Origin of the sequence: Pantoea phytostimulans (genome assembly GCF_046118715.1) — a bacterium.
Classification (GTDB): Bacteria; Pseudomonadota; Gammaproteobacteria; order Enterobacterales; family Enterobacteriaceae; genus Pantoea; species Pantoea phytostimulans.
The window spans coordinates 588,360-612,793 of sequence record NZ_CP173698.1; the positions used below are offsets into that span (position 1 = coordinate 588,360).

Consider the following 24,434-nt stretch of genomic DNA (forward strand, 5'->3'; position numbering starts at 1 on the left):
GTACGGAAGGTTCAGTGCGTTAATGCCTGACCAGCGTGCGACGCAGGCGTGCAATATCGGGTAACAGCGAAACCAGCAATCCCAACTGTTGTAACACCAGCGGCGCACGCGTTTCCGGATCGGTAGCCAGTTCAGTAATACGTTGAGCGAGCGAAACGCGCATCGCTTCAGCTTGACTATCGGTAACGGTATCTATTTGTAAAACGTCCTCAACATAACAAACGGTATCATCCAGCAATTGGAGGAGTTCAGGTTCTGAGATTTTGTCGCGATGCGCACCAAGAGCAGAAATGTAGCTAAGAAATGAGTGATTCAGGCAGAGCAACTGAAAAGCAGACTCCCGCGTTTTTTGGTCCGGCCGCGTCTCGCTGCTCATATTTGATACCACCGAAGCCAGTTCTGCATCAGCGTTATGAGCATCACGGCGAGCAATACGGTAAGCCAGCCGATTATCTTTGCCTTGATGATATTGCTCCATGATTGCATCAAGATAGCGGCAATTCGCATTTAAGGTGCGTTCAGCGACAGCAGGTAATTGACGGAAACGCCAGTCAGGCCAGATAAATGCCACCGCAAACCATGCCAGAGCGCAGCCCAGCAAGGTATCAACGACACGCGGCAGGGCAATTTCAAACCCTTCGCCCAGTAGGTTAAAGCAGAGTAATACTAATAAAGTGATAAAGAGCGTCGCTTGCGCATATTGCACCTGGCGAAAAGCGAAAAACAGCACACCGCTCAGCACAATCAAAATCAACTGGCCTTCGACGGAAGGCACTAACCACAGTACCGGCAAACCAATAGCGATTCCCGCCAGCGTACCGCCGATACGTAATGCCAGTCGCCGCTGTGTGGCATTGTAATTGGGCTGACAGACAAACAGGCTAGTGAGCAAGATCCAATAGCCGCGCTCAACCCCGGTGATCTGTATAAAACTATAACCAATACACAGAACCACTGACATACGCACCGCATGGCGAAACAGGGCGGAAGAGGGCGATAAATGACGACTGAATCGCAGTCGAATATCACTCCATCCACTTAATCCTTCACGGGACAGCAGATTATCACTGTGTTGTGGATCGTCTCCGCCCAGCGCTTGCTCCGATTCAATGGATGCCAGCTGAGCGTCAATCGCTTGCAAGTTTCGTAATAACCAATAAAGTGCGCGGATATGTGTGGCTTCCGGCTCGCGCTGTTCCAGCCTTTCTATAGCTTTTTGCAAACGATCAAAGGCCCGCTCAAAGCGACCATCATGTTCCCAGCGCTCACGCATCAAAATAGATTGCGCCAGCTGCCGACAAGCCTGAGCCTGCATATTCAACAGACGCTGGAAGCGGAACAGAATTTCGTTGTAACGCCAGTCACCGCGTAATAAATGGTATTGCAGATGTGATGAGCTGGCGCGTTCATGAATGTCCTGCGCCACGAAGTAATAATGCAAGCTGCGACGCGTTCCCCGAGAGCCGCGGTCACCGCGTAAACGACTCTGCAATGTTGTTTTGGTCAGGTTGAGTTGCGCCACCAGCTGGCTGTTCACCATCGCATTATTGATTAACGAAGCGTCATCATGCTCATTCGCATCGGGATCGAACAAATTGGCTTTGGCTTCAAGATAACGCGCCAATTGCGAATAGCTGCCCGCCAGTTGTTCTTGAACGGGCCGTACCGGAAACATCATGTGGCCCAGTAACGTCAGCAGGTTGTACCACAGCGCGCCCAGCAATAGCAGCATGGGTTGCATATACCATTGCTCAAACAGGCCGATGCCAAGCATGGTGTAAACAGCGATGAGAAGGGCGCCAAAGGCGATAGTGGCATAACGTTGCCCCAATGCACCCAGCAGGATGAATCCCCAGCTAGAGAGCGCCAGACCAATAATGAAAGCAATGGGGTGCGGGAAAAGCAGTTCAACGGAAACGGAAGCGATGCAAAAGCACAGCAGCGTAATCAGTAAATTTTTCAGGCGACCCGTCAGGCGATCATCTAAATCTGCCAGCGCGGCAGCCACTACGCCCAAAGTAAGCGGAATGGTCCATTCGATTTGATTCAACCACCAAGGCACCGCTGCACAGCCAGCCAGGGCAAAAAAGATGCGCAACAAATAGCGCCAGGTGCTGTTGAACAAATATTGCCGCCAGCCAGGCAGCGATTTCGACATCATATTAATGGCGACGACGGGCATTGGCTTCGCGTGCGGCACGCGCCTCCTCAACCGAAACGACGCGACGTCCCACCGGCCATAGTGCGATAGCGGCAATCTTGAAGTTAGCAATGCCGACCGGAATACCAATAATTGTCAGGCATTGAACGATGCCCGCAGAGATGTGCGCCAGACATAACCACCAGCCAAAAAACAGCAACCATAAAATATTCAGTAAGGTACCGCCGCTGTTCAAGATATGGCTCTTATCATCAGGACGCAGTACATCCACATGCACCGCTTCATTACCGAAAGGCAGCAATGACAGCTTAGTGATCTCCCAACAGGAACGCGTTAGTGGCAGCGTAAAAATCAAGACGATGGTGACCAGCGTGGCAAAAAGCCAGCTCAGCGTGGTGAAAAAACCGCCCAAGACGAAGTTGAGAATATTTAAAACGGTGCGCATGACAATCTTTTCCTTTTGCATTTCGCAAGATGTGCCGCCAAGTTTAGCCTGTTTTAAGGCTGGAGCGCCAAGTGTCTGACAGGTAAACTCCGCATAATCCTTTTCTTAGTCGTTGGTGTGGACGTGGAACTGAAAGCAACATCCATGGGCAAGCGACTTGCTCAACATCCTTATAATCGGGTTCGTTTACTCGCAGCTGGCGTAGAAGTGAGCGGGGATAAGCATGAGTATTTAATTCCTTTTAACCAATTGCTGAATATTACCTGCAAGCGCGGATTGGTGTGGGGCGAACTTGAGTTCTTATTAGCTGAAGATAAAGTGGTGCGACTGCACGGCACCGAATGGCAGGAAACGCAGCGTTTTCATCATTACCTTCTGCAATCGTGGCAAAGTTGGAGTCACGAAATGAGTGTTGTATGTCGTGAGGTGCTTCATACCTTGCGTGAAGAGATCAACGGGTTTGGCGATCAGGATCGTTGGATAAAACGAAGCGAGCTCCAGTCATTAAAAGAGAAAATCGTAAAGCAATTCGACGCCTTGCCATTGCCTTTGTCGCGCCTCACTGAATTCGATCATACCCGCGAGGATTGGGCCTTCTGCCAGCACTGGCTGGATCAGGGCGAAGCCGCATTAAAAGTGCGCAATGGTGACTGGACAGCGAAAATGCTGGCGCACTATAAAGATTTCTTCTCCACCGTCGAAACGACACCGCTCAATCCTTCGCAATGTGAAGCCGTGGTTAACGGTGAGGATGCGCTGCTGGTACTGGCTGGAGCAGGTAGCGGCAAAACCTCGGTGCTGGTTGCGCGTGCAGGCTGGCTGATGCAGCGTAAACTCTCGGCACCAGATCAAATCTTACTGTTAGCGTTTGGTCGCCAGGCAGCAGACGAAATGAACGATCGCATTCAGTCCCGGTTAGGCGCTGGTGAGATTCAGGCACGAACGTTCCACTCTTTAGCCCTGCACATTATTCGCGAGGGCAGCAATAAACAGCCTCTTATCAGTAAATTAGAAAGCGATGCTGATGCGCGTCGTGAATTGCTGATTACCGAATGGCGTCAGCAGTGTAATGAGAAAAAAGCACAAGCTAACGGCTGGCGACAATGGCTGCGTGATGAGTTGGAATGGGAAGTGCCGGAAGGTGCATTTTGGCAGGATGATGCTCTAGCGAAACGTCTGTCATCGCGCCTTGAACGCTGGCTGGGATTAATGCGTATGCATGGTGGTGCGCAGGCAGCGATGATAGCTGACGTGAGCGAAGAGAGGCGTGACCTGTTCAGTAAACGCGTGAAGCTGATGGCTCCGCTGCTTAAGGTTTGGAAAACAGCGCTGAAAGAAGAGGGTGCAGTGGACTTTTCTGGCTTAATTCATCAAGCAGTAGCCATACTTGAAAAAGGGCGTTTCATCAGCCCCTGGAAGCATATTCTGGTGGATGAGTTCCAGGACATTTCACCGCAGCGTGCGGCCTTGTTAACTGCGCTACGTCAGCAAAATAAACGGACGACGCTGTTTGCAGTGGGTGATGACTGGCAAGCCATTTATCGTTTTAGCGGGGCTGAAATGAGTCTGACTACCGCCTTTCATCACTATTTCGGTGAAGGCGATCGCTGTGTGTTGTACACCACTTATCGCTTTAACGATCGCATTGGTGATATTGCCAACCGTTTCATTCAGCAAAATCCTCATCAGTTGCGTAAGCCGCTTAACAGCCTAATCAAAGGCAATAAGAAATCGATAGCGCTTTTATCGCAAGATCAGCTTGAACCGCTGTTGAATAAATTGAGTGGCTACGCCAAACCCGACGAGCGAATATTGCTCTTGGCGCGTTACCACTATTTATTACCGGAGGTCTTGCAGAAGGCCAAAACGAAATGGCCAAAACTTAAACTCGAGTTTATGACGATACATGCCAGTAAAGGGCAGCAGGCAGATTACGTCATTTTATTGGGATTACAGCAGGGCAAAGAAGGCTTCCCGGCTGAGGCGCGCGAATCCATCATGGAGCAAGGCTTGTTACCGCAAGAAGAAGCTTTTCCGGATGCCGAAGAGCGCCGGTTAGCTTATGTTGCGCTGACGCGCGCGCGCCAGCAGGTGTTTCTTATGTTCGATAAGCAGCAACCATCCGTTTTCGTCGATCAATTCCGCGAACTTGGCGTGCCGGTTTTACGCAAGGCCTGAGTTACTTTAGGCGCTCTGCCAAATAGCGTTGATAGTCAGGGATTTGAATCTCGACGGACTGGGCAAACAGCGGTGACTGGATAATGAAGTCTGCTGTTGTCCGGTTTGTCGCAACAGGAATGTTCCAAACTGTGGCAAGGCGCAGCAATGCTTTTACATCGGGATCGTGCGGCACCGCATTAAGCGGATCCCAAAAGAAAATCAGCGCATCAATTCTCCCTTCAGCAATCATTGCGCCCACCTGCTGATCACCCCCCATCGGTCCGCTTAGCATAGCGTTAACATCAAGACCGGTATGACGATTGATTAAGTTGCCGGTGGTGCCGGTTGCGTAAAGTTCATGCGTGCCGAGTGCGGGCTGGTTTTGCTTAACCCATTCAAGCAGCGAGGCTTTGCAGTGATCGTGAGCAACCAATGCAATATGTTTTTTTACGCCAAGAGTACGAGCCGTTTGTTCCATAGAGGCTTCCCGATAATGTCACGTGCGCCAGATTTGTTGCACGAGTTTACCTCTTGGCTTTCCTCTCTATCAACTTGAACGTAATCAACTTGTACGTAACATTTTGACGAGGTTGAGAAATTGTTGGCGAGTCGCTTCATCAAAACGCTGAAACCAACGTTTGAGTGAGGGTAATTCAGGCTGATCGGCCCACGCGAGATCGGCAGTAAGTTGGGCTGAAGGCGGAGCGGCAGTTGTTTTAGCGAATTGCGGAACGGAGGCGATATGGTCGTCGCGGTTGTAATTCAACATCGCTTTTTCCATATCAACACCCGCGGCGACAGGCAAGCGATCACGCATACTGACGATCTCTTTGCCATGCTCATCAACGAGCTGAAAGTTTAATGTGCGATCAAAATGGTGGCGCGCGCGCTTATTATCCAGCGGCGGCAAACGAATTGTGATGGTTTTCACTTCGGCATTAAACGTGACGATCATGGGTATGGATTGGTAGCGTAACGAAGCATCTTTGTGGTCATCACGCAGTTGTTCTACACGAAACAGAAACTGGTGTTGGCCTCGGTCTAATTCTAAGCTGTCGGCCCCTTTAAGCAGTGAACCCGAAATTTTGCGGCCATCAAGCACGAGAAGATCGATCTGTGGATCGAGCTTCAATGTAATGGCAGAACAGGACGCCGTTACGAGGAAAAGCATCAACCCCGTGACAGCCAGCGACAGCTTCATTTCAACTCCAGGAAATAGGGCGCAAGGGATGTGTGTAGCAAATTCTTACATTATGGCAGTAAATTTACATTTAAACATATTTATTCGTGCGTCAGCCCTAATAATTACCGCTGTACATGGCCCACTGTTCGTTCTGCCAATCTACAATCAAGCTTGTCGCTAAAGGAGATGAAAATGAATGATCAAACGATTCGTGATGTGCTGACGCGTACGCAACGTATTGCGCTGGTAGGAGCCAGCGATCGTCCTGAGCGCCCGAGTTATGGCGTGATGAAATATCTGCTTGATCAGGGTTATGACGTGATTCCCGTGAGCCCAAAACTGGCAGGACAAACGTTATTAGGTCAAACCGCTTACGCGAGTCTCGCAGATATTCCGGGCAAAGTGGATATGGTGGATGTGTTTCGTCATTCTGAAGCGGCATGGGGCGTGGCGCAGGAGGCCATTGCTATAGGCGCGAAAACCCTATGGTTACAGCTCGGCGTGATTAATGAGCAAGCTGCAGTATTGGCGCAAGATGCTGGGATGACGGTGATTATGGATCGCTGCCCAAAAATGGAAATCCCACGGTTGGGGATTTCAGCTAAACACGCATAACAAAAGTGGCGGCGATTAACACAGCCGCCACCTGTTAATGGCGTAGATGCGGAGCCTGTAACTGTTTGCGAACCGATGCAGCAAGTTCATCCAGTGAAGGCTGTTCCGGGTGTTCAAAGGTGGTTTCACCCGATAATTGAATCTCGGCGACGTAGGTGTGAACCTGATCGCCTTCTTTATCTTCCATTACCACGTGATACCAAGGTGCGGCACGCATTTTTTCCGCGGCGCCAACCTCATCCAACTTAGGTTCATCCAATGAATATTCTGGATCGACATCCACAATCACACCCAAAATACCTGAAAGGCGATGTCGTACCTGCTGTCCAATTCCAAATTTACTGGCAATCATTATGACCTCCGAAAAAACTGTCCTCTGATCAATATGGCGTCAAGAACAGTTTTTTCAAGTCACATTACGCGGCAAGCAAACCCTTTCAGGTAAAGACCTTCTGGATAGCTGGCGATAACAGGGTGATCGGCTGCCTGACGGAATTGCTCAATAAACTGCACTTCGCGACCCGCATCAATGGCGGCGTCCGCAATGATTTTCTGGAACAAATCGGTAGCCATTAGCCCCGAGCAGGAGTAAGTCATTAATACGCCACCGGGATTAAGCAGCTGAATAGCTAGCATATTAATGTCTTTATAACCGCGACAAGCGCCCATTAGCTGGTTTTTATTTTCTACGAACTTCGGCGGATCCATCACGATAAGATCAAATTTCTCACCGCTGTCACGATAGCGTCGGAGCAGTTTGAAAACATCATCACGTTGGAACTGGGCGCGCGAAACATCGAGGTTGTTGAGCTCAACGTTTTGACGAGCAACATCCAGCGCATCCTGAGAGGTATCCACGCTGATTACTTCTCGGCAGCCACCCATCAGAGCAGAAACCGCGAAACCGCCGGTATAAGAGAAGCAATTAAGCACGCGAGCATCTTTAGAATAGCGGCGTGTTGCCAGGCGGCTGTCACGTTGATCAAGGTAATAACCGGTTTTGTGGCCACCCTGAATATCAACCAACAATTTCATGCCATGTTCTGTTATAGGCAGAAGCGGCGGTGGCAACTCACCGGTGACGGTGCCTTGTGTTAGCTCCATACCCTCTTTTTTACGTACCGCTACATCAGAACGATCGTAAATAGCACACTCAGGGAAACAGTGCTGCAATGCAGAAATAATGGCAGGGCGCTGATATTCCGCGCCTGCTGACAACAGTTGAAGCACGAGAAAATTGCCGAAACGATCAATGGTAACGCCAGGCAAATTATCTGACTCACCCGCAATCAAACGGTAGCTATCCAACCCATCACGTTCCGCCAGCCACTTTCGCCATTGCTGTGCTTGCTCAAAGCGGCGCACGAAAAAAGCGATGTCGATGGATTCATCCTGCTGCCAACTCCAGACGCGGGCACGAATCTGCGACTGCGGTGAATAAGCGGCGCGGGCCAGCCATTTGCCGTTACTGTCACAGACATCAATGGTTTCACCCAGTTGTGCTTTGCCTTCCATGCGAGCGACCGCACCAGAAAAAACCCAAGGATGACGACGGAGCAGGGATTTTTCACGTCCCTTCGCAAGAATCAATCGAACTGTCATAGTTTGCTATGCTTACCTGAAAAAATGAGGCGCTATTGTCCGGTGGATAGCGGGAAAATGCAACGAACAGCAGCAGGAGAGAATAATGTCAGCAGCCTGTTTTAAAGCATGGGTACAAGGTCAGGTCCAGGGTGTGGGTTTCCGTTACAGCACGCAAGCGCAGGCTAAGAAGCTCGGTGTGTTCGGTTACGCACGTAATCTTGATAATGGCAGCGTAGAGGTTTTGGCCTACGGAGAAGCGCAGCAGGTTGAAGCCTTAATTGATTGGTTAAAAGCTGGCGGGCCGCGCAGTGCGCATGTTGATAACGTTTTAATCGAACCTCACCAGCCTGCGCAGGCACCACAGAATTTCACCACAGGTTAATTAAAGACATTTCGCGGGCTTGGGCAAACCGGCAATTTTTGTTGCTTGTTTGGCGGGACCGTCAGGAAACAGGCGGAACAGGTTGCGGCTGTTGCCTTTTTCTTCGCCATATTTTTGGCCCATGGCTTTTACCAACATCCGCACCGCTGGCGATGTGTTGTATTCAAGATAAAACGCCCGTACAAAGTGCACCACCTCCCAATGAGCCTCGGTCATGGTAATCTCTTCCTGCTCAGCAATCTTTGCCGCCAGCGCTTCGCTCCAGTCGTTGCCATCTTTTAAATAGCCTTCGGCGTCGACTGCAATTTCAATACCGTTAAAATTCACCTGAATTCCTCATAAAAAATGACGGCGCATTTTAACAAAATACGCCGTCATAAAAAGCAAAACCCCGCTGAAGCGAGGTTTTGTGAAATCCGTTGTGACCGATTAGTTGCTGCGCGAGAAGCCCAGAATGCTCAGTAAGCTCACAAAGATATTGTACAGCGACACGTACAAACTCACGGTTGCGCGAATGTAGTTGGTTTCACCACCGTGAATAATGTTGCTGGTTTCCCACAAAATCGCACCCGCTGAGAAGAGGATAAACAGGGCGCTGATTGCCAGGTGAAGCGCAGGCAGCTGCAGGAAGATGTTTGCCACGACCGCAACCAGCAGCACAATAAAGCCTGCCATCATCATGCCGCCCAAGAAGGACATGTCGCGACGTGTCGTTAATACGTAAGCCGAGCAGCAGAAGAACACTAAAGCGGTTCCGCCCAACGCCAGCGCAATCACATCACCCATTCCGGCCGTCAGAAACGAGCTCAGGATCGGGCCGAGGCAGTAGCCCAGGAAGCCGGTAAAGGCGAATGCAGCCAAAATGCCCATTGGGCTGTTTGCTAAACGGTAAGTAAGGAACATAAGTCCATAAAAACCGACCAGCATTAAGATCAAACCTGGCGCGGGCAAGCCCAGCACGGTGCTGGCTGTGGCAGTCACCGCTGAGAAAGCCAGTGTCAGGCCCAAAAGAAAATAGGTATTACGCAAAACTGTGTGCGTACTCAGCAGCGATTGCTGCGACGATGATGTTGCGACTCTGTCCATTCTGTTCATGTTGCGCTCCTGTTAGCAGAACACCAAATATGCGCTGAGAATACGCAGTGCAATAAAAGGGGAAAAGGCGTTTTACCCTTCTTTACGCGTCAAACCGCTAATTCTTTGAGCAGAGTGGTGATTTTGACAACAAATAATTCTATTTTGACTGTTTTTCAGCCGAACGAATTGAAGCAGGCTTTACATCTCTCAGGGGGATGTTTATAGTGCGCCTCATTGCGGAGGGGTGGCCGAGCGGCTTAAGGCAGCGGTCTTGAAAACCGCCGATGGGAAACCATCCGAGAGTTCGAATCTCTCCTCCTCCGCCACTTCATCAATGTAAAATGATGAAATAGCAGAAACGTAACGCATAACGTTTTTGCCGCACGCAGTACAAAGCATTACACGGAGGGATGGCCGAGCGGCTTAAGGCAGCGGTCTTGAAAACCGCCGATGGGAAACCATCCGAGAGTTCGAATCTCTCTTCCTCCGCCACATTCTACAGGCCAGCATTCGTGCTGGCCTGTTTCGTTTTTGTCCTTTCCCTTCAGTGATTCCGAAAAACATCCCGTTGCTTTTCAATCTGCTGTCACGTCTGCAACTCACTGCAGCAACTCTGCTATAGTCCATTAACTGTTTTTACAATCCACTGGCGCTTTTCCGAGGCGAGCTGAGTTACACTGTGCAGCAATTCGCTCTTAAGCGAGCTAATCGGTTGATAGCCTGAGTGTTTCTCTACTGAATATATGGAATAGGCACAATGATCAAGAAACTGAGTCTTTGCGCATTGTCGGTGCTGGCTGCATTACCGATCGGAACGATGGCGCAAGCCGCTGACGGTGATATGCAGCTACAGCAGGTGCTGATGTTGAGTCGACATAACTTACGCGCACCACTGGCCGACAATGGCAGCGTGTTAGAGCAATCGACCAAGAAAAACTGGCCGCAATGGGATGTACCGGGCGGACAGTTGACGACCAAAGGTGGCGTGCTGGAAGTTTACATGGGCAATTACACCCGCCAATGGTTAGCCCAACAAGGTCTGATAAAGAACGGCAGTTGCCCAGATAGCGATAATGTTTTTGTTTACGCTAACAGCCTGCAACGCACTGTCGCGACCGCTCAATTCTTCATTAATGGTGCTTTCCCGGGTTGTGATGTTGCTGTCACGCATCAGGACGCTATGGGCACCATGGATCCCATCTTTAATCCAGTCGTCACTGACGACAGTGATGAATTCAATAAAAAAGCGCTGGCCGCTATGGCTGCGACTAATGAAAAACTCTCTTTAAAGCCTGCTTTCCAACGTTTGGAAAAGATCGTTGATTACAAATCAGCGCCTGCCTGTAATAACAAAAAGCAGTGTGACCTGAGCAACGCCGAGAACACCTTCTCCGCAGACAACGGCAAAGAGCCCAACGTTAGCGGCCCGCTGAAAGTGGGTAATTCGTTGATGGATGCTTTTACACTGCAATATTACGAAGGTTTCCCGCTGGATCAGGTTGCCTGGGGTCAGATCAAAACGCCTGAACAATGGAAAGAGCTTTCAACCATAAAAAATGGTTATCAAGATGCTTTGTTCACCAGCCCAGATGTCGCGCGTGAAGTCGCTGCGCCGCTGGTGGATTACATTCGTAGCCAGTTAGTTGATCAAGATAAAGCCAACGCGCCTAAGATTACGTTGATGGTGGGACATGATTCCAACATCGCTTCACTGCTCAGCGCGCTGCAGGTTAAACCTTACGAGCTGCCAGATACCTACGAGAAAACGCCCATTGGCGGTCAGGTCGTCTTTGAGCGCTGGCATGATGCTAAAAATGACAAGGATCTGCTGAAAGTCGAATATGTTTATCAAACAGCCGATCAACTGCGTAATGCTGATGTTTTAAGCCTGAAAAATCCGCCTAAGCGCGTAACGCTTCAACTGGCAGGTTGCCAAACCGACGCGAATGGCTATTGCGCATGGGATCAATTTTCCCAGGCTTTGAACGGTGCGCTGCAAGGCACACCAATGCAACCCGCCGCCGCGCCACAGCCGGCTGCGCAACCTGCTGCCGCTCAGCCTGCCGCGCCTGCATCCGACGATGCGAAAGCGAAAGCAGACAAAGCCGCAGCCGATAAAGCGGCTGCTGAGAAAGCCGCAGCTGAAAAAGCCGCCGCGCAAAAAGCCACGGATGCAAAAGCCGCAGAAGAGAAGGCCAAAGCAGATAAAGCGGCAGCCGACAAAGCAAAAGCCGCTGCAGATAAAGCTGCCGCAGACAAAGCGCCGGCTCAAGTGGAAAACAGCGAAAAAGCGAAAGAACCTGTCGCCGCGAGCTAATTCCACATTAGCTGCAATAAATAAAAACCCCGTCAAGACGGGGTTTTTTTATGGTGGTGAATCAGAAAGGTTTAGCCGGAAATGACCACCAACTTCTGATTGGCAAACTCTTTAATGCCCAGATCAGAAAGTTCGCGTCCGTAGCCTGAACGCTTTACGCCGCCAAATGGCAGTTCAGCTGAAGTGTCACTCTGCGAATTAATAAACACCATACCGGTTTCGATTGCTGAAGCCAGCTTACGGCCACGATCGATATCTTGAGTCCATACTGATCCGCCCAAGCCATAATGAGAATCGTTGGCCAGCGCAACCGCCGCGCGATCGTCACCCACAACATAAACCTGTGCCACTGGGCCAAAGAACTCTTGATAATAAGCAGGATTGTCCGGTTTGATATCGGTCAGGATTGTGGGCTGATAATAGCAGCCGACACCCGCTACCGCTTTGCCGCCTGTCAGCACTTTTGCCCCGTTGGCTACCGCTTCATCAACCTGTTTAACGAGTCGATCACGCGCATCACTGGATGAAAGAGGGCCGAGCGTGGTTTTTTCATCCAGCGGATCGCCGAGCGTCGCGGAAGATAACGCAGCACTGAATTTTGAAATAAAGCTCTCCGCAATTTTCTCATGCAGGATAAAGCGTTTCGCGGCCGTACAGACTTGACCGCAGTTACTGAGTCGCGCCTGCACGCCCTGGCGTACTGCTTCATCGATATTCGCATCATCCATGACCACGAACACATCGTTGCCACCCAATTCCAGCGTGGATTTTTTCAAATGTTTACCGGCTTGCTCTGCGACCGCGCTGCCCGCACGTTCGGAGCCGGTTAGCGCAACGCCTTGTACGCGGTTATCAGCAATCAGGTCAGCCACTTGGTCGGTTGAAATAAACAGATTGGTCCAGGCACCTTCTGGTGCGCCAGCTTCTTTTACCAGCTTCTCAAATACGTCGGCACAGTGCGGCACGATATTGGCGTGTTTGGCCAGCACCGGATTACCCAACGCCAGATTCGGTGCCAGCACACGCATCAGCTGATAATAGGGGAAGTTCCACGGTTCGACGGCTACCAGCACGCCAATTGGATGATATTCTACCCAAGCTTCACCCAGCTCGCTGGGATAAGATTGTGGTTTCAGAATACGTTCAGCGTTCTCGGCATAATAACGGGCGATTTGAGAGCAAATCTTTACTTCACCTCGACTCTGGCCGATCAGTTTACCCATCTCTTTACTGGCGATAGTGGCCAGCTCTTCTGCACGACCATCAATCAGGTCGGCCAGTTTTTTTAATACCTGCACGCGCGGCTGAATATCCCCTTTGCTCCAGCTGGAATGGAACAGGCGATCAGCCACGTCCAGCGCCTGGCTTACCGCCGTCGCGTCGTGGGAAGGCCAGCTTTTCAGCAACTGGTTGTTAGCGGGATTGATACTTTGATAGGAAGACATACAGCGCTCCTTGGTCAATAACTTAAAAATGTGAGGCGGGGAAATCCCGCCTCAGAATTAAACGTTTTTACGTTCTACGGTTTTGTCATCCCAGGTCAGGACGTCTTTATCGGTTTTATCGAAGGCGCGGAACAGGACTTCATCGCTGCCTTGCTGACGCCAAATCTCTTCGGCGAGTTTCTCGTCATAATTTGCCACTTCAAAGATGGCTTCAGCAATTTCAGGTGAGGTGTGACGCAGACTGGCCCATTCGCCAACGTGATGTGTTTTCGCTTGATCGGTCGCCATAAAGGTCTCCTTAAATGAAATCCAGAGTAAAATTAGTCCTTGAGTTTAACTGCCAGCCCGGCAACGTGTTCACCCTGAAAGCGGGCGATATTCAGTTCATCTTCCGTGGGCTGACGCGAACCATCACCACCCGCCAGCGTCGTTGCACCATAAGGCGTGCCGCCGCGGACTTGCGAGATATCGAACAGCTCTTTAGTGCCATAACCAATTGGGACAATCACCATGCCGTGATGGGCTAACGTGGTCCAGACCGAGGTAATAGTTTGTTCTTGCCCGCCACCGGTTCCCGTTGAGGAGAAGACGCTGGCGATTTTGCCAAACAGGGCACCAGAAGCCCAAAGTCCGCCAGTGCGATCCCAGAAGGTACGCATTTGACCAGACATATTGCCAAAGCGGGTGGGTGTTCCAACAATTATGGCATCGTACTGTGGGAGGATGTCGGGCGTGGCTTCTGCAGCAGCTTGTTGCGTTTTACCGCCAACCTGTGCAAAACGTTCTGCATCCATGGTTTCTGGCACACGCAGGATATCGACTTCTGCGCCTGGGACTTTGCGGGCACCTTCGGCAATCGCATTCGCCATCGTTTCTATATGTCCGTACATTGAGTAATAGAGCACCAGGATCTTAGCCATCAACATCTCTCTCAGGTTATTTAGCGTAAAAAGAAGTATAGAAGAGCTTTATTGCGCTGCGAGTCTGAGGCAGGAGCAAAACCATTTTTAGGACCTTTAACCGGCAGACGTTGCATTAAAAGCTGGTTGAATGTTCGATATTTATGCAAATTGCCAGCGCATTATCTGTTGCTAAATGTAACGGTTGCCGGGGCGTGAGCGAAAACTGGCTAAGCTTTAATCATGATTGCTGTATGAAACGCTGCTGTATAAATCGGCAATCAACAGGCTTTACGCCAGTCCGGGTAAATGATGATTTCAGCAACACGATTAAGCGACCGGAGTAAATTATGGCTACACATCGTGGAGGTTCAGGAAATTTCGCCGAAAACCGTGAACGTGCGGCAGAAGCCGGACGGAAAGGGGGTAAGAACAGCGGCGGCAATTTTAAAAATGACCCACAACGCGCCGCACGTGCTGGCGAAAAAGGCGGACGCAGCAGTAATAAAAAATCTGCTGATGCCTAATCCTCTTTTGCCGCCGGGAAATACCGGCGGTTAACATCATTGCTTTATCTCCTTTCACTCCGCAAAATGGCGCCCGAATCCCTTTGCAGGTGAATTATGTCGGACGCTATCCGCAGTTTATCCTTGCGCATTTCGCGCCAGGAGCTGGTTTTAATTTTTATAACGATGATCTGGGGCGGCACTTTCCTGGTGGTGCACCACGCTGTGCAGTACTCCGGGCCTTTTTTCTTCGTTGGCCTGCGCTTTGCCACGGCGGCACTGCTGCTGGCGTTGTTTTTTCGACGCTATTTAGCCGCAATAACTTGGATGGAAATAAAAGCGGGCACACTGATTGGCCTTTCAATTGCTGGCGGTTACGGATTGCAAACCTATGGCATGCAAACCATCTCCAGCAGCCAGTCGGCTTTTTTAACCGCGCTCTATGTGCCAGTGGTGCCGTTATTACAATGGGTGTTTCTGCGACGTCCACCGAGTGTGATGGCGTGGCTGGGGATTTCGCTGGCCTTTGGTGGTTTGCTGTTGGTAGCAGGGCCGCAAGATGGGCGCATCAATTTAAATCAGGGCGAGATTGCTACCCTGATCAGTACATTAGCGATCGCGGCTGAGATTATCCTGATTAGTCGCTTTGCCGGCCAGGTCGATGTGCGCCGCGTAACGTTAATTCAACTGGCTGTCGCCTCTGTTTGCGCATTTTTTCTGATGATACCCAATGGCGAATCTCTGCCTGCGTTTTCGCCGACATTGCTGTTGAGTGCGCTGGGTTTGGGCGCGGCCAGCGCGTTAATTCAGGTGACGATGAACTGGGCGCAGCGCAGCGTATCGCCAACCCGAGCTACCGTGATTTATGCCGGCGAACCGGTGTGGGCAGGGGTTGTCGGTCGAATTGCTGGTGAGCGTTTACCGGCCGCCGCTTTATTTGGCGGTGCGTTGATTGTTTGCGGTGTGATTGTTAGCGAACTGCGTTTTAAGCGGAAAAAAGCGGTGCAGCGAGCGCCGACACCGCTTGAGTAACTAACCGACAATCTTATTCTCGGCCAGTGCCTTACCGCGCTGGCGCAGAATGGCATTCAGGATGATCGCACCAAATGTGGCGGTGCCAATACCGCCCAGCGTGGACTCGCCAATTTTCAGCGCAAAGTCGCCTGCGCCTAAAACCAGTGTTGTTGCCACCATAATCAGATTGCCGTTCTGACTAAAGTCGACATGGTTTTGCACCCAAATACGCGCACCCGCCACAGCAATCAAGCCAAAGACCACAATGGATGCGCCGCCAATCACCGGTCCGGGAATGGTGTGAATCAGCGCACCAAACTTAGGTGAGAAGCCGAGGATCAACGCAATCACCGCTGCTGCGACAAACGCAAGCGTGGAATAGACTTTGGTAACCGCCATGACGCCAATGTTTTCGGCATAGGTTGTGACGCCGCTGCCGCCCAGGGTGCCAGAAATCATGGTGGCCAGACCGTCGCCGACAAACGCGCGCCCCATGTAGGGATCGAGATTGCGCCCGGTCATGCCTGCTACTGCTTTAATATGTCCGAGGTTTTCTGCTACCAGGATAATTGCCACCGGCGCGATCAGCACAATGGCTTGCATATCAAACGTGGGTGCGGTGGTTTGCGGCAGTCCAAACCAAGGCGCTTGAGCGAGCAGCGTGAAATCCACCGGTTTGCCAAATCCTAAACCGTTGGTCAGCAGCGCATAGATTGCCCAGGCTACGATCAGGCCAATAAGAATCAGCAGCCGCTGAATCATGCCACGGGTAAATACCGCCACCAAGCCAATACATAAAACGGTCATTACCGCCATCCAGCTGTCGAAGGAGGAGGCAGAGACGCTGTGAACAGCAATGGGTGCCAGATTCAAACCAATCGCCATCACTACCGCACCCGTTACCACCGGCGGCATCAGGTTTTCAATCCAGCGCGTACCGGCTTTCATCACCACGAAACCAATCAGCGTATACAGCAAACCACAGGCGATAACGCCGCCCAACGCGATGCTGAGATTAGGATTCAGGCCTTGACCGTTGAAGCCGGTAACGGCAATCACCACCCCGACAAAGGCGGCGCTGGATCCCAAATAGCTGGGCACGCGACCACCGGTAACAAAGAAGAACAGTAGCGTGCCAATACCTGAAACTAAAATCGCCAGGTTGGGATCCAACCCCATCAGTAGCGGCATTAATACCGTCGCGCCAAACATCGCAACTGCGTGTTGCAAGCCGAGAACAATTGTTTGTCCCGCTGGCAACGTTTCATCGGGGGCGATCAGCCCGTTATCGGTTACTGCCGACTTCTTTTGCCACTGAGGAAACCAGGAACTCGCCATCGTTTACTCCAAAAAGAGATAAATGCCGGGGCCGCGCAATTTCGCTATAAAAGGTCAGCTAATAGCCGGCGGATTAACAGGCTTCCTGCCGCAAAAGAGGATGGTATCCGCGATCAAACCACATCAGGCCATGCGTGTCGTCATTGCGTACCAGCGCCAGTACTTCGCAAAACAGTGTGTCGTGTGTTCCCACGCTTACAATCTGACTAATGCGACAGTCAAAAGAAGCCACCGCGCCCTGTAAAATGGGGGAACCGGTGATCGCGGTGGTCCACTCCGCCGCGATGAAGCGTTCCGGCATCGGTGTTTTGCCACCGAACAGCGTTGAAAGTGCTTCATGACCCGATGCCAGCGTGTTGACACACAGTTGCATGTTTTCGCGAAATACAGGGTAAACCGAGGCCGAACGGTTCAGGCACACCAGTAAAGTGGGCGGTGAATCCGTTACGCTACATACCGCCGAGGCGGTGAAACCCGCGCGGCCTGCAGGACCTTCAGTGGTGATAATGTTGACGGCTGCGCCCAATCTCGACATGGCGTTGCGGAAGTCCTGTTTTTCCACCAAGGGTGGAAGATCTTCTCTGCTCATACTCTTCTCCGGCTTCGTCGGTTTAGCCCGCCACGTGCGCTGTTTTTAGCACAGTGTCGGTGTCATTCAGCCACTGCATGAGCAGTGCATTAAACGGTTCAGGATCGGTCACGCTCATTGCATGGCCGCCCCACGGCATTTCTACCAGCTGGCTATCAGGCAAGGCGGCAGCGAGCTGTACTGAACAACTCCACGGCACCAGCAAGTCGTCCTGGCTGCATATCACCAACACCGGCGATGTAATACTGGCGGCGCGGATGCTGAAGTCAGCCGTCATCAATGCGTTCAAACGGCGTAACAGATTCTCCGTTCCCTGGAAATGGGCGACATGATGCGCATCTTCCTGTTCCAACCGCGCCTGATGCTGCGCCATCCACTCAGAGGGATAAAGAAACAGCGGCTGCGCCCGAACAAAGGCATCAATGCCTACGTTGAGCAGCAGATCCTGACGCACATGAAAACAGCGTTGGGTATGCGCATTAAGCGTTAACCAACCATTAATCACCGCGACGCGCTCAACGCGTGTTGGGTAATCAAGCGCCAGCTGTAAACCGATCAAGCCGCCTAGCGCATGACCAACAATGCCAAATTTTGTTATACCGTGCAGAGTTAGCGCCTCTGCTAACTCTGCCGCCATCATTTTCATGCTGTAGCCTTCCGGCAGCGTATCAGCACTACGCCCGGTGCCGCGTTGGTCATACAGCACCACGCAATAACGTTCACAAAGTGTCGCTAACTGTGGCTGCCAAAAGCCGGTAACACCGCCCAACCCGGAAGAGAGCACCAGCGTGGGCGCTTCGTCAGCAGGCTGGCCATGAATTTCAACGTGCATCACGCCTCCTGTTTACCGATGTGCGCAATGCTGGCGATTTCGATTAAGGCGTCCGGTTTGACCAAGCCACATTGAATGCAGAAGCGCGCCGGTTTTTCGCCAGGAAAATAGTCGGCATAGACCTGATTCACCGCTGCATAGTTTGTCCAGTCGGTAAGAAAAATGGAGTTGAACGTGACGTCCTCCATGCTGCCGCCTGCGGTTTCGATCACTTTCTTGATGGTTTCCAGCACGTGACGGGTTTGCGCGGCCGCATCACCGACATGCACCACGTTGTTATTTTCATCAAACGGCAATGTGCCCGAGACATAAACCACGCCATCTGCCAGCGTTCCCGGAACAAAAGGCGCAATGGGCGTCGTGGTACCTGGCGGGATAATCACACTTTTCGGCATAGCAACGTTTCCTTTTTATCAGCAGGTGAAACCGTTTTAGACGGAGGGTTGCAGGCTTTCGCAAAAAGTATCGACGTTGGATACCCAGCCAAAGAACGTTTCGATATTGAAAATGGCGGCCTGTTGGGCAAAAGTCGGCCCAGCCTGATAGGTTGCGTCTTCCAGCACCACGCCGAAATATTCCAGAAAGAAGCCGTCGCGCAATGTCGATTCCACACAGACGTTGGTCGCGATACCGGTGAAAATTAAATGGCGAATGCCACGGCTGCGCAGCATGCTGTCGAGTGGCGTGTTAAAGAAGCCGCTGTAGCGTGGTTTTGGCAGCACAATATCGCCAGCTTGCGGTGTGAGTTCATCAACCAGCGCATAATCCCAGCTGCCCTTTGATAACAAGGTGCCTTGCAATTCAGGGCGTTTGCGCATGGTTTTCAGGGCATTCGATTTATGGAAGTTGGGTGAACCTGCATCGCCCGCTTCGACATACTGATTGTCCCAGCCATTCTGAAACCAGATGATTTGAATGCCCGCTACACGTGCAGCCGTTACCGCCTGGTGAATTTTGGCAATCACCGGTTTGGTGGCTGAAACATCAAACCCTGCCAGATCGAGATAGCCGCCTTGAGTGGCATAGGCATTTTGCATATCCACCACAATCAACGCCGTTTGACTGGGCGGGAAGGCGATAGCTTCAGGACGTGCAGGCAGTTCAACCTGGGGAATGTCGGGCGTGTGGGCGCAATAAACCGTATTCATTAAGCTACCTCTTGCTGAGCATCAATCAGTGCGCTGCGGCAAGCCATCAGCGGTTGGATATGTTGACCAAAGTCTTCAATACCTTGCAGGAAGTCATCAAAAGTCAGTAACACGCCATGCGTGCCGTCAACTTCAGCGACGTCGTCCAGCATGCGAGCCACGTTGGCGTAGGAGCCGACCAGCGTGCCCATATTGATGTTTACTGCTGAAGTCGGATCAGCCATTTGGCGCACATTGGTGTCGCTACCCGATTTGGTATCTTGCTGACTTTGTGTGGTCAGCCAGGCCAGCGCTTCTTCATCGGCGCCCGCTTTGTAGTGTTCCCATTTGGCGCGTGCTTCTTCATCGGTTTCCGCCGCAATGATCATAAACAGCACGTAAGAGCCAACATCGCGGCCCGCTTTTTCTGCCGCTTGTTTCATGCGTATTGAGGTCGAGGAAAACGCCGTTGGTGTATTGACGCCTTTGCCAAAGCAGAAGTTGTAATCCGCATGCTGCGCCGAAAATGCCATGCCCGCATCGCTTTGACCCGCGCAGATCACTTTCATCGGTTTTTGCGGTTGCGGGCTGACGCGGCAATCATTCATGGTGAAAAAGTCACCTTTAAAGTCTGATTTGCCGGTGCCCCAAAGATCGCGCAGCACCGTGACATATTCGGTCAGATATTTGTAGCGGCTACCGAAATACTCATCACCAGGCCACAAACCCATTTGCTCATATTCTGGTTTTTGCCAGCCGGTGACGAGGTTGACGCCAAAGCGCCCGTTGGAAATGGAATCAATGGTGGCGGCCATGCGCGCCACAATGGCCGGCGGTAAAGTCAGCGTGGCGGCGGTTGCATAGATCTCAATGCGTGAAGTCACGGCGGCCAGACCTGCCATCAGCGTGAAAGATTCGAGGTTATGATCCCAGAATTCCGTTTTTCCGCCAAAGCCGCGCAGTTTGATCATCGACAGCGCGAAATCGAAATGATAATGCTCAGCTTTCTGCACAATCGCTTTGTTCAGTTCAAAAGTCGGCTTGTACTGCGGTGCAGTAGATGAAATCAACCAGCCATTGTTACCAATCGGAATAAAGACGCCTATCTTCATGTGAAACCTCAATTAATTAGGTTGGGACTGTTTCACGCGCTGCGCTGCATCCTGCGTCATCCTTGATGGCGGCGCTCAATCAAAGATTTTGCAAAGGCTGTGCCACAATTTGTAAATCGAGTAATAACAAAAGGTTAAATATAACTCGAAAGAGTTAACTGGAGTGATTGGTCTGTTTTGGACCATCTGGTCAAAATAAGCTGCACATTTTCCATGCAACCTGAGCAAAAAAGGTGCAAGAGCAGAAATGGGCAGCTGTCGGCAGCTTTGCTATGATGCGGGAATGCAGAGCGGATAAGGTAACAGTGTGAAAACAGATGAAAAAAAACCAACGCGCCGTTCGCGAGCCGTAGCGGCCAAGCGTGCAGCTATTCTGGAAGCTGCGCTGGCGTTCTTCTCGCAATTCGGTATTCACGGCACCACGCTAGATCAAGTTGCCGAACGCGCCGATGTCTCGAAAACCAATCTTCTTTATTACTATCCTTCCAAAGAAGTTTTGTACGTAGCCGTGCTGAAAGAGATTCTTGACGTATGGCTGGCACCGCTTCGCGCGTTAGCCCATGATCAAGATCCGCTGATGGCTATTCGCCGCTATATTCGCCTGAAACTTGAAGTGTCACGCGATTTCCCGCAGGCATCACGGCTGTTTTGTCTGGAGATGCTGCAAGGTGCACCGCTATTGAAGGGCGAACTGGCTGGCGATCTCAAACAGCTGGTGGATGAAAAAGCCGCGATTATTGAACGCTGGATTGATGAAGGTCGATTGGCTGGCGTACAACCGCAGCATTTGATCTTTATGCTGTGGGCAACCACGCAGCATTACGCCGATTTCGCCAGTCAGGTTGAGGCGGTAACCGGGCAAACGTTGAGCGATCCGCAATTTTTCGATCAGACGGTAGATAATGTGCAGCGCATGATTATTGAAGGTATCCGCGTGCGTTAATTTTACGGCCATACGTTGTTGCGACGGAGTAAAAAATGGATTCTGTTTCGCAGTTTGTTCTGGGGGCATCCGTCAGCGTGGCGGTGATGGGCCGACGCGTCCCGCTTTGGCAAGCCGCCGCCGTGGGTGCGGTATGCGGCACGTTACCCGATCTTGATGTCTTTCTTGATCACGGCGATGCCATTCGTAACATGACATTACACCGTACCGAAAGCCACGCTTTGCTCTATTTGACGCTGGTTTCGCCGCTGCTGGCGTGGTTGGTCGCGGGCCTTTTTCGTGGCAACGTGAAATGGCAAGCGTGGTGGCCTGCCATTTGGTTAGCGTTGATTACGCACCCGCTGCTGGATTTGATGACTGTTTATGGTACGCAGCTTGGACTGCCGATCACCGATCATCCTTATGCAGTGAGCAGCATCTATATTGTTGATCCGCTCTATACCTTGCCGCTGCTGATTTGTCTTGGTGTTGCCCTGTGGCGGCGAGGCGATCCTGGTCTGCGCTGGAACCGTATCGGTTTGGCGCTGAGCACGCTTTATCTGGCATGGAGCGTGGTGATCCAGAGCATTGCTACCGGAGAGATTAAGCAATCACTGGTTGATCAGGGTCTTCCAGCCGACAAAGTGCTGGTCACACCCACTGCGTTTAACACGTTGGTGTGGCGCAGCGTGGTCATTACCCCCGATCGTTATGGCGAAGCCTATTGGTCACTGCTGTCGCCAAATCGTCCGCTTAATGTTAGCTGGCAGCCTCGTCATCCTGAACTGTTTGCACAGGTAAAGGGAGACTGGTATGCCGAACGTGTGGCCTGGTTCAGCCACGGTTTTTATGCGATGAATGAGAAAAATGGCAAGATCACAATTGCTGACTTACGCATGGGAGAAGGGCAAAACTATACGTTTACCTTTAATCTCGGCTCGCCTCAGCAGTGGGAAACCCATCCGCAGCGGCTACCTTCAGCACGGCCTGCGTTGAGCGCCAGCTTTAGCGCGCTAGCCGATCGTCTGTAAATAAAAAGCCCGGCCATGATTGGCCGGGCTTTTTTGTCATTCTAAATGAATTAGCGGCTAGCGCGACGGCGCAACAACCAACCCAGCGTCAACAAGGCAAACCACACTGGCGTTACCATTAATGCCTGACGCGTATCTTCCTGCAAGGTTAACAGCACTAGCACAAAAGCGAAGAAAGCGATGCAAACCCAGCACATCAATTTACCCATTGGCATTTTGAACGCCGACTTTGCATGGCGCTGTGGATATTTTTTGCGATAAACCAGGTAGCTACAGAGGATGATTGTCCAGACAAACATGAACAGAATCGCTGAGACCGTCGTCACCAGCGTAAATACTGTCATGACATCCGGGATCAGATAAATCAGCGCCACGCCACTCAGCAAGCAAAGGCATGAGAAAAACAGACCGGTAGTCGGCACCGCGCGCGCTGAAAGACGTCCAAATGCACGATGCGCCACGCCTTGCTGTGACAGGCCATACAACATGCGGCTGGTGGAGAAAATGCCGCTGTTGGCAGACGAAGCCGCAGAAGTCAGTACAACAAAATTCACGATGCTGGCGGCAGCCGGTAAGCCAATCAGGACAAACATCTCAACAAATGGGCTGCGATCGGCCTGTACTGCGGTCCACGGCGTCACGGCCATGATTACCATCAGCGCCAACACATAAAACATAATCACGCGCAGCGGAATGGCGTTGATAGCGCGTGGCAAGACTTTATGCGGATCGTGTGTTTCGGCAGCCGCGGTACCCACCAGTTCGATGCCGACAAAGGCAAACACCGCAATCTGGAAGCCGGCAAAAAAGCCGCTTAACCCTTTCGGGAACATGCCGCCATGATCCCAAATATTACTCAGTGATGCAGTCCCGCCGCCTGGCGAAGGATAATGCATTGAAACCAGAACGATACCGGTGACTATCAACGCGACAATGGCGACGATTTTGATAATCGCGAACCAAAATTCCATCTCACCGAACAGCTTTACCGTGGCGACATTCAGCGTCACAAAGACAAACAGGCAAAGCAGGGCGCTCATCCATATTGAGAAACCGGGGAACCACAACTGGAAATAGGCGCTTATCGCCACTACGTCGGCAATACCGGTGACAACCCAGCAGAACCAATAGGTCCAGCCGGTAAAATATCCTGCCCAAGGCCCTAACAGGTCGGCAGCGAAGTCACTGAAAGATTTGTATTCAAGGTTGGAAAGCAGCAGTTCGCCCATGGCACGCATGACGAAGAACAGCATAAAACCGATGATCATATAAACAAAAATAATCGAAGGACCTGCAAGGCTGATGGTTTTACCCGAGCCCATAAACAGCCCAGTGCCAATGGCACCGCCGATTGCGATGAGTTGGATGTGGCGATTATGCAGGCTGCGCTGCAGTTTTTCGGGGTTCTCCTGCGTAACCACCGCGTCTTTAGAGTGATCAACCATATGATTGTCTTTCCTGTCTTGATGTTGTGTCAGCTCTACTGGCTGTTATTAGGCGAGTCTGCCTCAAGGGCAAGTCGGCATAAGATAGTGGAAAGCACCTTGAAGTCGGTAATTTTTTTTGAACAATTGTGACCTTTCATCACCTTATCGTCGGCAGGTTTTGTTTACGCAGCACACTATTGCGTCAGGATGCGTAAGTTTTAATCACTTTGTGCCAGATTGACTGCGTATTAACTGAGAGCTTCTACAC

The 24,434-nt window shown here is 51.3% G+C and carries 26 protein-coding genes and 2 tRNA genes; 10 read left to right on the forward strand and 18 right to left on the reverse strand.

Annotation, left to right across the window (positions count from 1 at the left end; translation table 11 throughout):
- Positions 1-19: 19 nt before the first annotated feature.
- Both yccS and ACF2G4_RS02745 read right to left on the reverse strand, forming a co-directional pair.
- Positions 20-2,161, reverse strand: coding sequence for a YccS family putative transporter (gene yccS, locus ACF2G4_RS02740; protein ID WP_370661501.1), 2,142 nt, complete (start codon positions 2,159-2,161; stop codon positions 20-22).
- Between the two features lies 1 nt (position 2,162).
- Positions 2,163-2,606 carry a YccF domain-containing protein gene (locus ACF2G4_RS02745; protein ID WP_243078216.1) on the reverse strand — a complete coding sequence of 148 codons (444 nt, stop codon included), beginning with the start codon at positions 2,604-2,606 and terminating at the stop codon, positions 2,163-2,165.
- Between the two features lie 123 nt (positions 2,607-2,729).
- On the opposite strand from ACF2G4_RS02745, the gene helD reads away from it, so the two are divergent.
- Positions 2,730-4,784: a DNA helicase IV gene (gene helD, locus ACF2G4_RS02750; protein ID WP_409075469.1), complete on the forward strand. Its 2,055-nt coding sequence runs from the start codon at positions 2,730-2,732 to the stop codon at positions 4,782-4,784.
- A gap of 1 nt (position 4,785) precedes the next feature.
- Here helD and ACF2G4_RS02755 read toward each other — a convergent pair whose 3' ends face one another.
- Together ACF2G4_RS02755 and ACF2G4_RS02760 are read right to left on the reverse strand one after the other, a co-directional pair.
- A complete protein-coding gene (locus ACF2G4_RS02755; RefSeq protein ID WP_243078214.1) occupies positions 4,786-5,244 on the reverse strand; it encodes a methylglyoxal synthase in 459 nt (152 codons plus the stop codon).
- Positions 5,245-5,328: 84 nt separating this feature from the next.
- On the reverse strand, positions 5,329-5,967 hold the full coding sequence (locus ACF2G4_RS02760; protein WP_215847155.1) for a DUF2057 family protein: 639 nt from the start codon (positions 5,965-5,967) through the stop codon (positions 5,329-5,331).
- A gap of 174 nt (positions 5,968-6,141) precedes the next feature.
- Between ACF2G4_RS02760 and ACF2G4_RS02765 the strand changes: the two genes are divergently transcribed.
- On the forward strand, positions 6,142-6,564 hold the full coding sequence (locus ACF2G4_RS02765; RefSeq protein ID WP_215847154.1) for a CoA-binding protein: 423 nt from the start codon (positions 6,142-6,144) through the stop codon (positions 6,562-6,564).
- Between the two features lie 34 nt (positions 6,565-6,598).
- On the opposite strand, the gene hspQ is transcribed toward ACF2G4_RS02765, so the two are convergent.
- Positions 6,599-6,916, reverse strand: coding sequence for a heat shock protein HspQ (hspQ, locus tag ACF2G4_RS02770; protein WP_409075470.1), 318 nt, complete (start codon positions 6,914-6,916; stop codon positions 6,599-6,601).
- Positions 6,917-6,975: 59 nt separating this feature from the next.
- Positions 6,976-8,166: a 23S rRNA (cytosine(1962)-C(5))-methyltransferase RlmI gene (gene rlmI, locus ACF2G4_RS02775; RefSeq protein WP_409075471.1), complete on the reverse strand. Its 1,191-nt coding sequence runs from the start codon at positions 8,164-8,166 to the stop codon at positions 6,976-6,978.
- Between the two features lie 85 nt (positions 8,167-8,251).
- Here rlmI and yccX point away from each other — a divergent pair, with 85 nt between their 5' ends.
- Positions 8,252-8,530, forward strand: a complete 279-nt coding sequence (yccX, locus tag ACF2G4_RS02780) for an acylphosphatase (protein WP_409075472.1) — start codon at positions 8,252-8,254, stop codon at positions 8,528-8,530.
- Here yccX and ACF2G4_RS02785 read toward each other — a convergent pair whose 3' ends face one another.
- Together ACF2G4_RS02785 and yccA are read right to left on the reverse strand one after the other, a co-directional pair.
- Positions 8,531-8,857: a TusE/DsrC/DsvC family sulfur relay protein gene (locus ACF2G4_RS02785; RefSeq protein WP_409075473.1), complete on the reverse strand. Its 327-nt coding sequence runs from the start codon at positions 8,855-8,857 to the stop codon at positions 8,531-8,533.
- 102 nt (positions 8,858-8,959) lie between these two features.
- Complete coding sequence (gene yccA, locus ACF2G4_RS02790) at positions 8,960-9,616, reverse strand: FtsH protease modulator YccA (RefSeq protein ID WP_243078514.1); 657 nt, start codon at positions 9,614-9,616, stop codon at positions 8,960-8,962.
- 229 nt (positions 9,617-9,845) lie between these two features.
- Here yccA and ACF2G4_RS02795 point away from each other — a divergent pair.
- From ACF2G4_RS02795 to agp, 3 genes are all read left to right on the forward strand, one after another.
- Positions 9,846-9,933: transfer RNA gene (locus ACF2G4_RS02795), tRNA-Ser, on the forward strand.
- A 78-nt stretch (positions 9,934-10,011) separates the two neighbouring features.
- A tRNA-Ser gene (locus ACF2G4_RS02800) sits at positions 10,012-10,099 on the forward strand.
- A gap of 265 nt (positions 10,100-10,364) precedes the next feature.
- The gene (gene agp, locus ACF2G4_RS02805; RefSeq protein WP_409075474.1) at positions 10,365-11,924 is read left to right on the forward strand and encodes a bifunctional glucose-1-phosphatase/inositol phosphatase; all 1,560 of its coding nucleotides are present in this window, start codon (positions 10,365-10,367) and stop codon (positions 11,922-11,924) included.
- A gap of 71 nt (positions 11,925-11,995) precedes the next feature.
- On the opposite strand, the gene ACF2G4_RS02810 is transcribed toward agp, so the two are convergent.
- From ACF2G4_RS02810 to wrbA, 3 genes are read right to left on the reverse strand one after another with little or no spacing between them, the layout of a single operon-like run.
- Positions 11,996-13,369: an NAD-dependent succinate-semialdehyde dehydrogenase gene (locus tag ACF2G4_RS02810; protein WP_332627548.1), complete on the reverse strand. Its 1,374-nt coding sequence runs from the start codon at positions 13,367-13,369 to the stop codon at positions 11,996-11,998.
- A gap of 57 nt (positions 13,370-13,426) precedes the next feature.
- Entirely contained in the window at positions 13,427-13,657 is a 231-nt protein-coding gene (locus ACF2G4_RS02815; protein WP_215847149.1) for a YccJ family protein, read from the reverse strand.
- 32 nt (positions 13,658-13,689) lie between these two features.
- A complete protein-coding gene (gene wrbA, locus ACF2G4_RS02820; protein ID WP_215847148.1) occupies positions 13,690-14,289 on the reverse strand; it encodes an NAD(P)H:quinone oxidoreductase in 600 nt (199 codons plus the stop codon).
- A 329-nt stretch (positions 14,290-14,618) separates the two neighbouring features.
- Between wrbA and ACF2G4_RS02825 the strand changes: the two genes are divergently transcribed.
- Positions 14,619-14,795, forward strand: a complete 177-nt coding sequence (locus tag ACF2G4_RS02825; protein ID WP_243078209.1) for a general stress protein — start codon at positions 14,619-14,621, stop codon at positions 14,793-14,795.
- A gap of 96 nt (positions 14,796-14,891) precedes the next feature.
- Positions 14,892-15,806 carry a DMT family transporter gene (locus tag ACF2G4_RS02830; RefSeq protein ID WP_243078208.1) on the forward strand — a complete coding sequence of 305 codons (915 nt, stop codon included), beginning with the start codon at positions 14,892-14,894 and terminating at the stop codon, positions 15,804-15,806.
- Here ACF2G4_RS02830 and rutG read toward each other — a convergent pair whose 3' ends face one another.
- The 6 genes from rutG to rutA all read right to left on the reverse strand — a co-directional run bounded on the left by rutG (position 15,807) and on the right by rutA (position 20,786).
- A complete protein-coding gene (gene rutG, locus ACF2G4_RS02835; RefSeq protein WP_409075475.1) occupies positions 15,807-17,126 on the reverse strand; it encodes a pyrimidine utilization transport protein G in 1,320 nt (439 codons plus the stop codon). It abuts the gene before it with no gap.
- A 73-nt stretch (positions 17,127-17,199) separates the two neighbouring features.
- On the reverse strand, positions 17,200-17,715 hold the full coding sequence (gene rutF / locus ACF2G4_RS02840; RefSeq protein WP_215847145.1) for an NADH-dependent FMN reductase RutF: 516 nt from the start codon (positions 17,713-17,715) through the stop codon (positions 17,200-17,202).
- Between the two features lie 22 nt (positions 17,716-17,737).
- On the reverse strand, positions 17,738-18,547 hold the full coding sequence (rutD, locus tag ACF2G4_RS02845; protein ID WP_409075476.1) for a pyrimidine utilization protein D: 810 nt from the start codon (positions 18,545-18,547) through the stop codon (positions 17,738-17,740).
- Positions 18,547-18,942: a pyrimidine utilization protein C gene (rutC, locus tag ACF2G4_RS02850; protein WP_215847143.1), complete on the reverse strand. Its 396-nt coding sequence runs from the start codon at positions 18,940-18,942 to the stop codon at positions 18,547-18,549. The genes rutD and rutC overlap by 1 nt, the downstream gene beginning before the upstream one ends.
- Positions 18,943-18,978: 36 nt before the next feature.
- Positions 18,979-19,695 carry a pyrimidine utilization protein B gene (rutB, locus tag ACF2G4_RS02855; RefSeq protein WP_409075477.1) on the reverse strand — a complete coding sequence of 239 codons (717 nt, stop codon included), beginning with the start codon at positions 19,693-19,695 and terminating at the stop codon, positions 18,979-18,981.
- Positions 19,695-20,786, reverse strand: coding sequence for a pyrimidine utilization protein A (gene rutA / locus ACF2G4_RS02860; RefSeq protein ID WP_215847141.1), 1,092 nt, complete (start codon positions 20,784-20,786; stop codon positions 19,695-19,697). The genes rutB and rutA overlap by 1 nt, the downstream gene beginning before the upstream one ends.
- A gap of 307 nt (positions 20,787-21,093) precedes the next feature.
- Here rutA and rutR point away from each other — a divergent pair, with 307 nt between their 5' ends.
- Positions 21,094-21,729: an HTH-type transcriptional regulator RutR gene (gene rutR, locus ACF2G4_RS02865; RefSeq protein ID WP_409075478.1), complete on the forward strand. Its 636-nt coding sequence runs from the start codon at positions 21,094-21,096 to the stop codon at positions 21,727-21,729.
- Between the two features lie 35 nt (positions 21,730-21,764).
- Positions 21,765-22,739 carry a metal-dependent hydrolase gene (locus ACF2G4_RS02870; RefSeq protein ID WP_243078205.1) on the forward strand — a complete coding sequence of 325 codons (975 nt, stop codon included), beginning with the start codon at positions 21,765-21,767 and terminating at the stop codon, positions 22,737-22,739.
- 50 nt (positions 22,740-22,789) lie between these two features.
- Here ACF2G4_RS02870 and cycA read toward each other — a convergent pair whose 3' ends face one another.
- On the reverse strand, positions 22,790-24,184 hold the full coding sequence (gene cycA / locus ACF2G4_RS02875) for a D-serine/D-alanine/glycine transporter (protein WP_215847139.1): 1,395 nt from the start codon (positions 24,182-24,184) through the stop codon (positions 22,790-22,792).
- Positions 24,185-24,434: the final 250 nt, after the last annotated feature.

Excerpts from the sequence above, each read along its gene's own strand:
- yccS (WP_370661501.1), bottom strand. The coding sequence starts at position 2,161 with ATGATGTCGAAATCGCTGCCTGGCTGGCGGCAATATTTGTTCAACAGC.
- ACF2G4_RS02745 (WP_243078216.1), bottom strand. The coding sequence starts at position 2,606 with ATGCGCACCGTTTTAAATATTCTCAACTTCGTCTTGGGCGGTTTTTTC.
- ACF2G4_RS02755 (WP_243078214.1), bottom strand. The coding sequence starts at position 5,244 with ATGGAACAAACGGCTCGTACTCTTGGCGTAAAAAAACATATTGCATTG.
- ACF2G4_RS02760 (WP_215847155.1), bottom strand. The coding sequence starts at position 5,967 with ATGAAGCTGTCGCTGGCTGTCACGGGGTTGATGCTTTTCCTCGTAACG.
- ACF2G4_RS02765 (WP_215847154.1), top strand. The coding sequence starts at position 6,142 with ATGAATGATCAAACGATTCGTGATGTGCTGACGCGTACGCAACGTATT.
- hspQ (WP_409075470.1), bottom strand. The coding sequence starts at position 6,916 with ATGATTGCCAGTAAATTTGGAATTGGACAGCAGGTACGACATCGCCTT.
- rlmI (WP_409075471.1), bottom strand. The coding sequence starts at position 8,166 with ATGACAGTTCGATTGATTCTTGCGAAGGGACGTGAAAAATCCCTGCTC.
- yccX (WP_409075472.1), top strand. The coding sequence starts at position 8,252 with ATGTCAGCAGCCTGTTTTAAAGCATGGGTACAAGGTCAGGTCCAGGGT.
- yccA (WP_243078514.1), bottom strand. The coding sequence starts at position 9,616 with ATGGACAGAGTCGCAACATCATCGTCGCAGCAATCGCTGCTGAGTACG.
- agp (WP_409075474.1), top strand. The coding sequence starts at position 10,365 with ATGATCAAGAAACTGAGTCTTTGCGCATTGTCGGTGCTGGCTGCATTA.
- ACF2G4_RS02810 (WP_332627548.1), bottom strand. The coding sequence starts at position 13,369 with ATGTCTTCCTATCAAAGTATCAATCCCGCTAACAACCAGTTGCTGAAA.
- ACF2G4_RS02815 (WP_215847149.1), bottom strand. The coding sequence starts at position 13,657 with ATGGCGACCGATCAAGCGAAAACACATCACGTTGGCGAATGGGCCAGT.
- wrbA (WP_215847148.1), bottom strand. The coding sequence starts at position 14,289 with ATGGCTAAGATCCTGGTGCTCTATTACTCAATGTACGGACATATAGAA.
- ACF2G4_RS02825 (WP_243078209.1), top strand. The coding sequence starts at position 14,619 with ATGGCTACACATCGTGGAGGTTCAGGAAATTTCGCCGAAAACCGTGAA.
- ACF2G4_RS02830 (WP_243078208.1), top strand. The coding sequence starts at position 14,892 with ATGTCGGACGCTATCCGCAGTTTATCCTTGCGCATTTCGCGCCAGGAG.
- rutG (WP_409075475.1), bottom strand. The coding sequence starts at position 17,126 with ATGGCGAGTTCCTGGTTTCCTCAGTGGCAAAAGAAGTCGGCAGTAACC.
- rutF (WP_215847145.1), bottom strand. The coding sequence starts at position 17,715 with ATGAGCAGAGAAGATCTTCCACCCTTGGTGGAAAAACAGGACTTCCGC.
- rutD (WP_409075476.1), bottom strand. The coding sequence starts at position 18,547 with ATGCACGTTGAAATTCATGGCCAGCCTGCTGACGAAGCGCCCACGCTG.
- rutC (WP_215847143.1), bottom strand. The coding sequence starts at position 18,942 with ATGCCGAAAAGTGTGATTATCCCGCCAGGTACCACGACGCCCATTGCG.
- rutB (WP_409075477.1), bottom strand. The coding sequence starts at position 19,695 with ATGAATACGGTTTATTGCGCCCACACGCCCGACATTCCCCAGGTTGAA.
- rutA (WP_215847141.1), bottom strand. The coding sequence starts at position 20,786 with ATGAAGATAGGCGTCTTTATTCCGATTGGTAACAATGGCTGGTTGATT.
- ACF2G4_RS02870 (WP_243078205.1), top strand. The coding sequence starts at position 21,765 with ATGGATTCTGTTTCGCAGTTTGTTCTGGGGGCATCCGTCAGCGTGGCG.
- cycA (WP_215847139.1), bottom strand. The coding sequence starts at position 24,184 with ATGGTTGATCACTCTAAAGACGCGGTGGTTACGCAGGAGAACCCCGAA.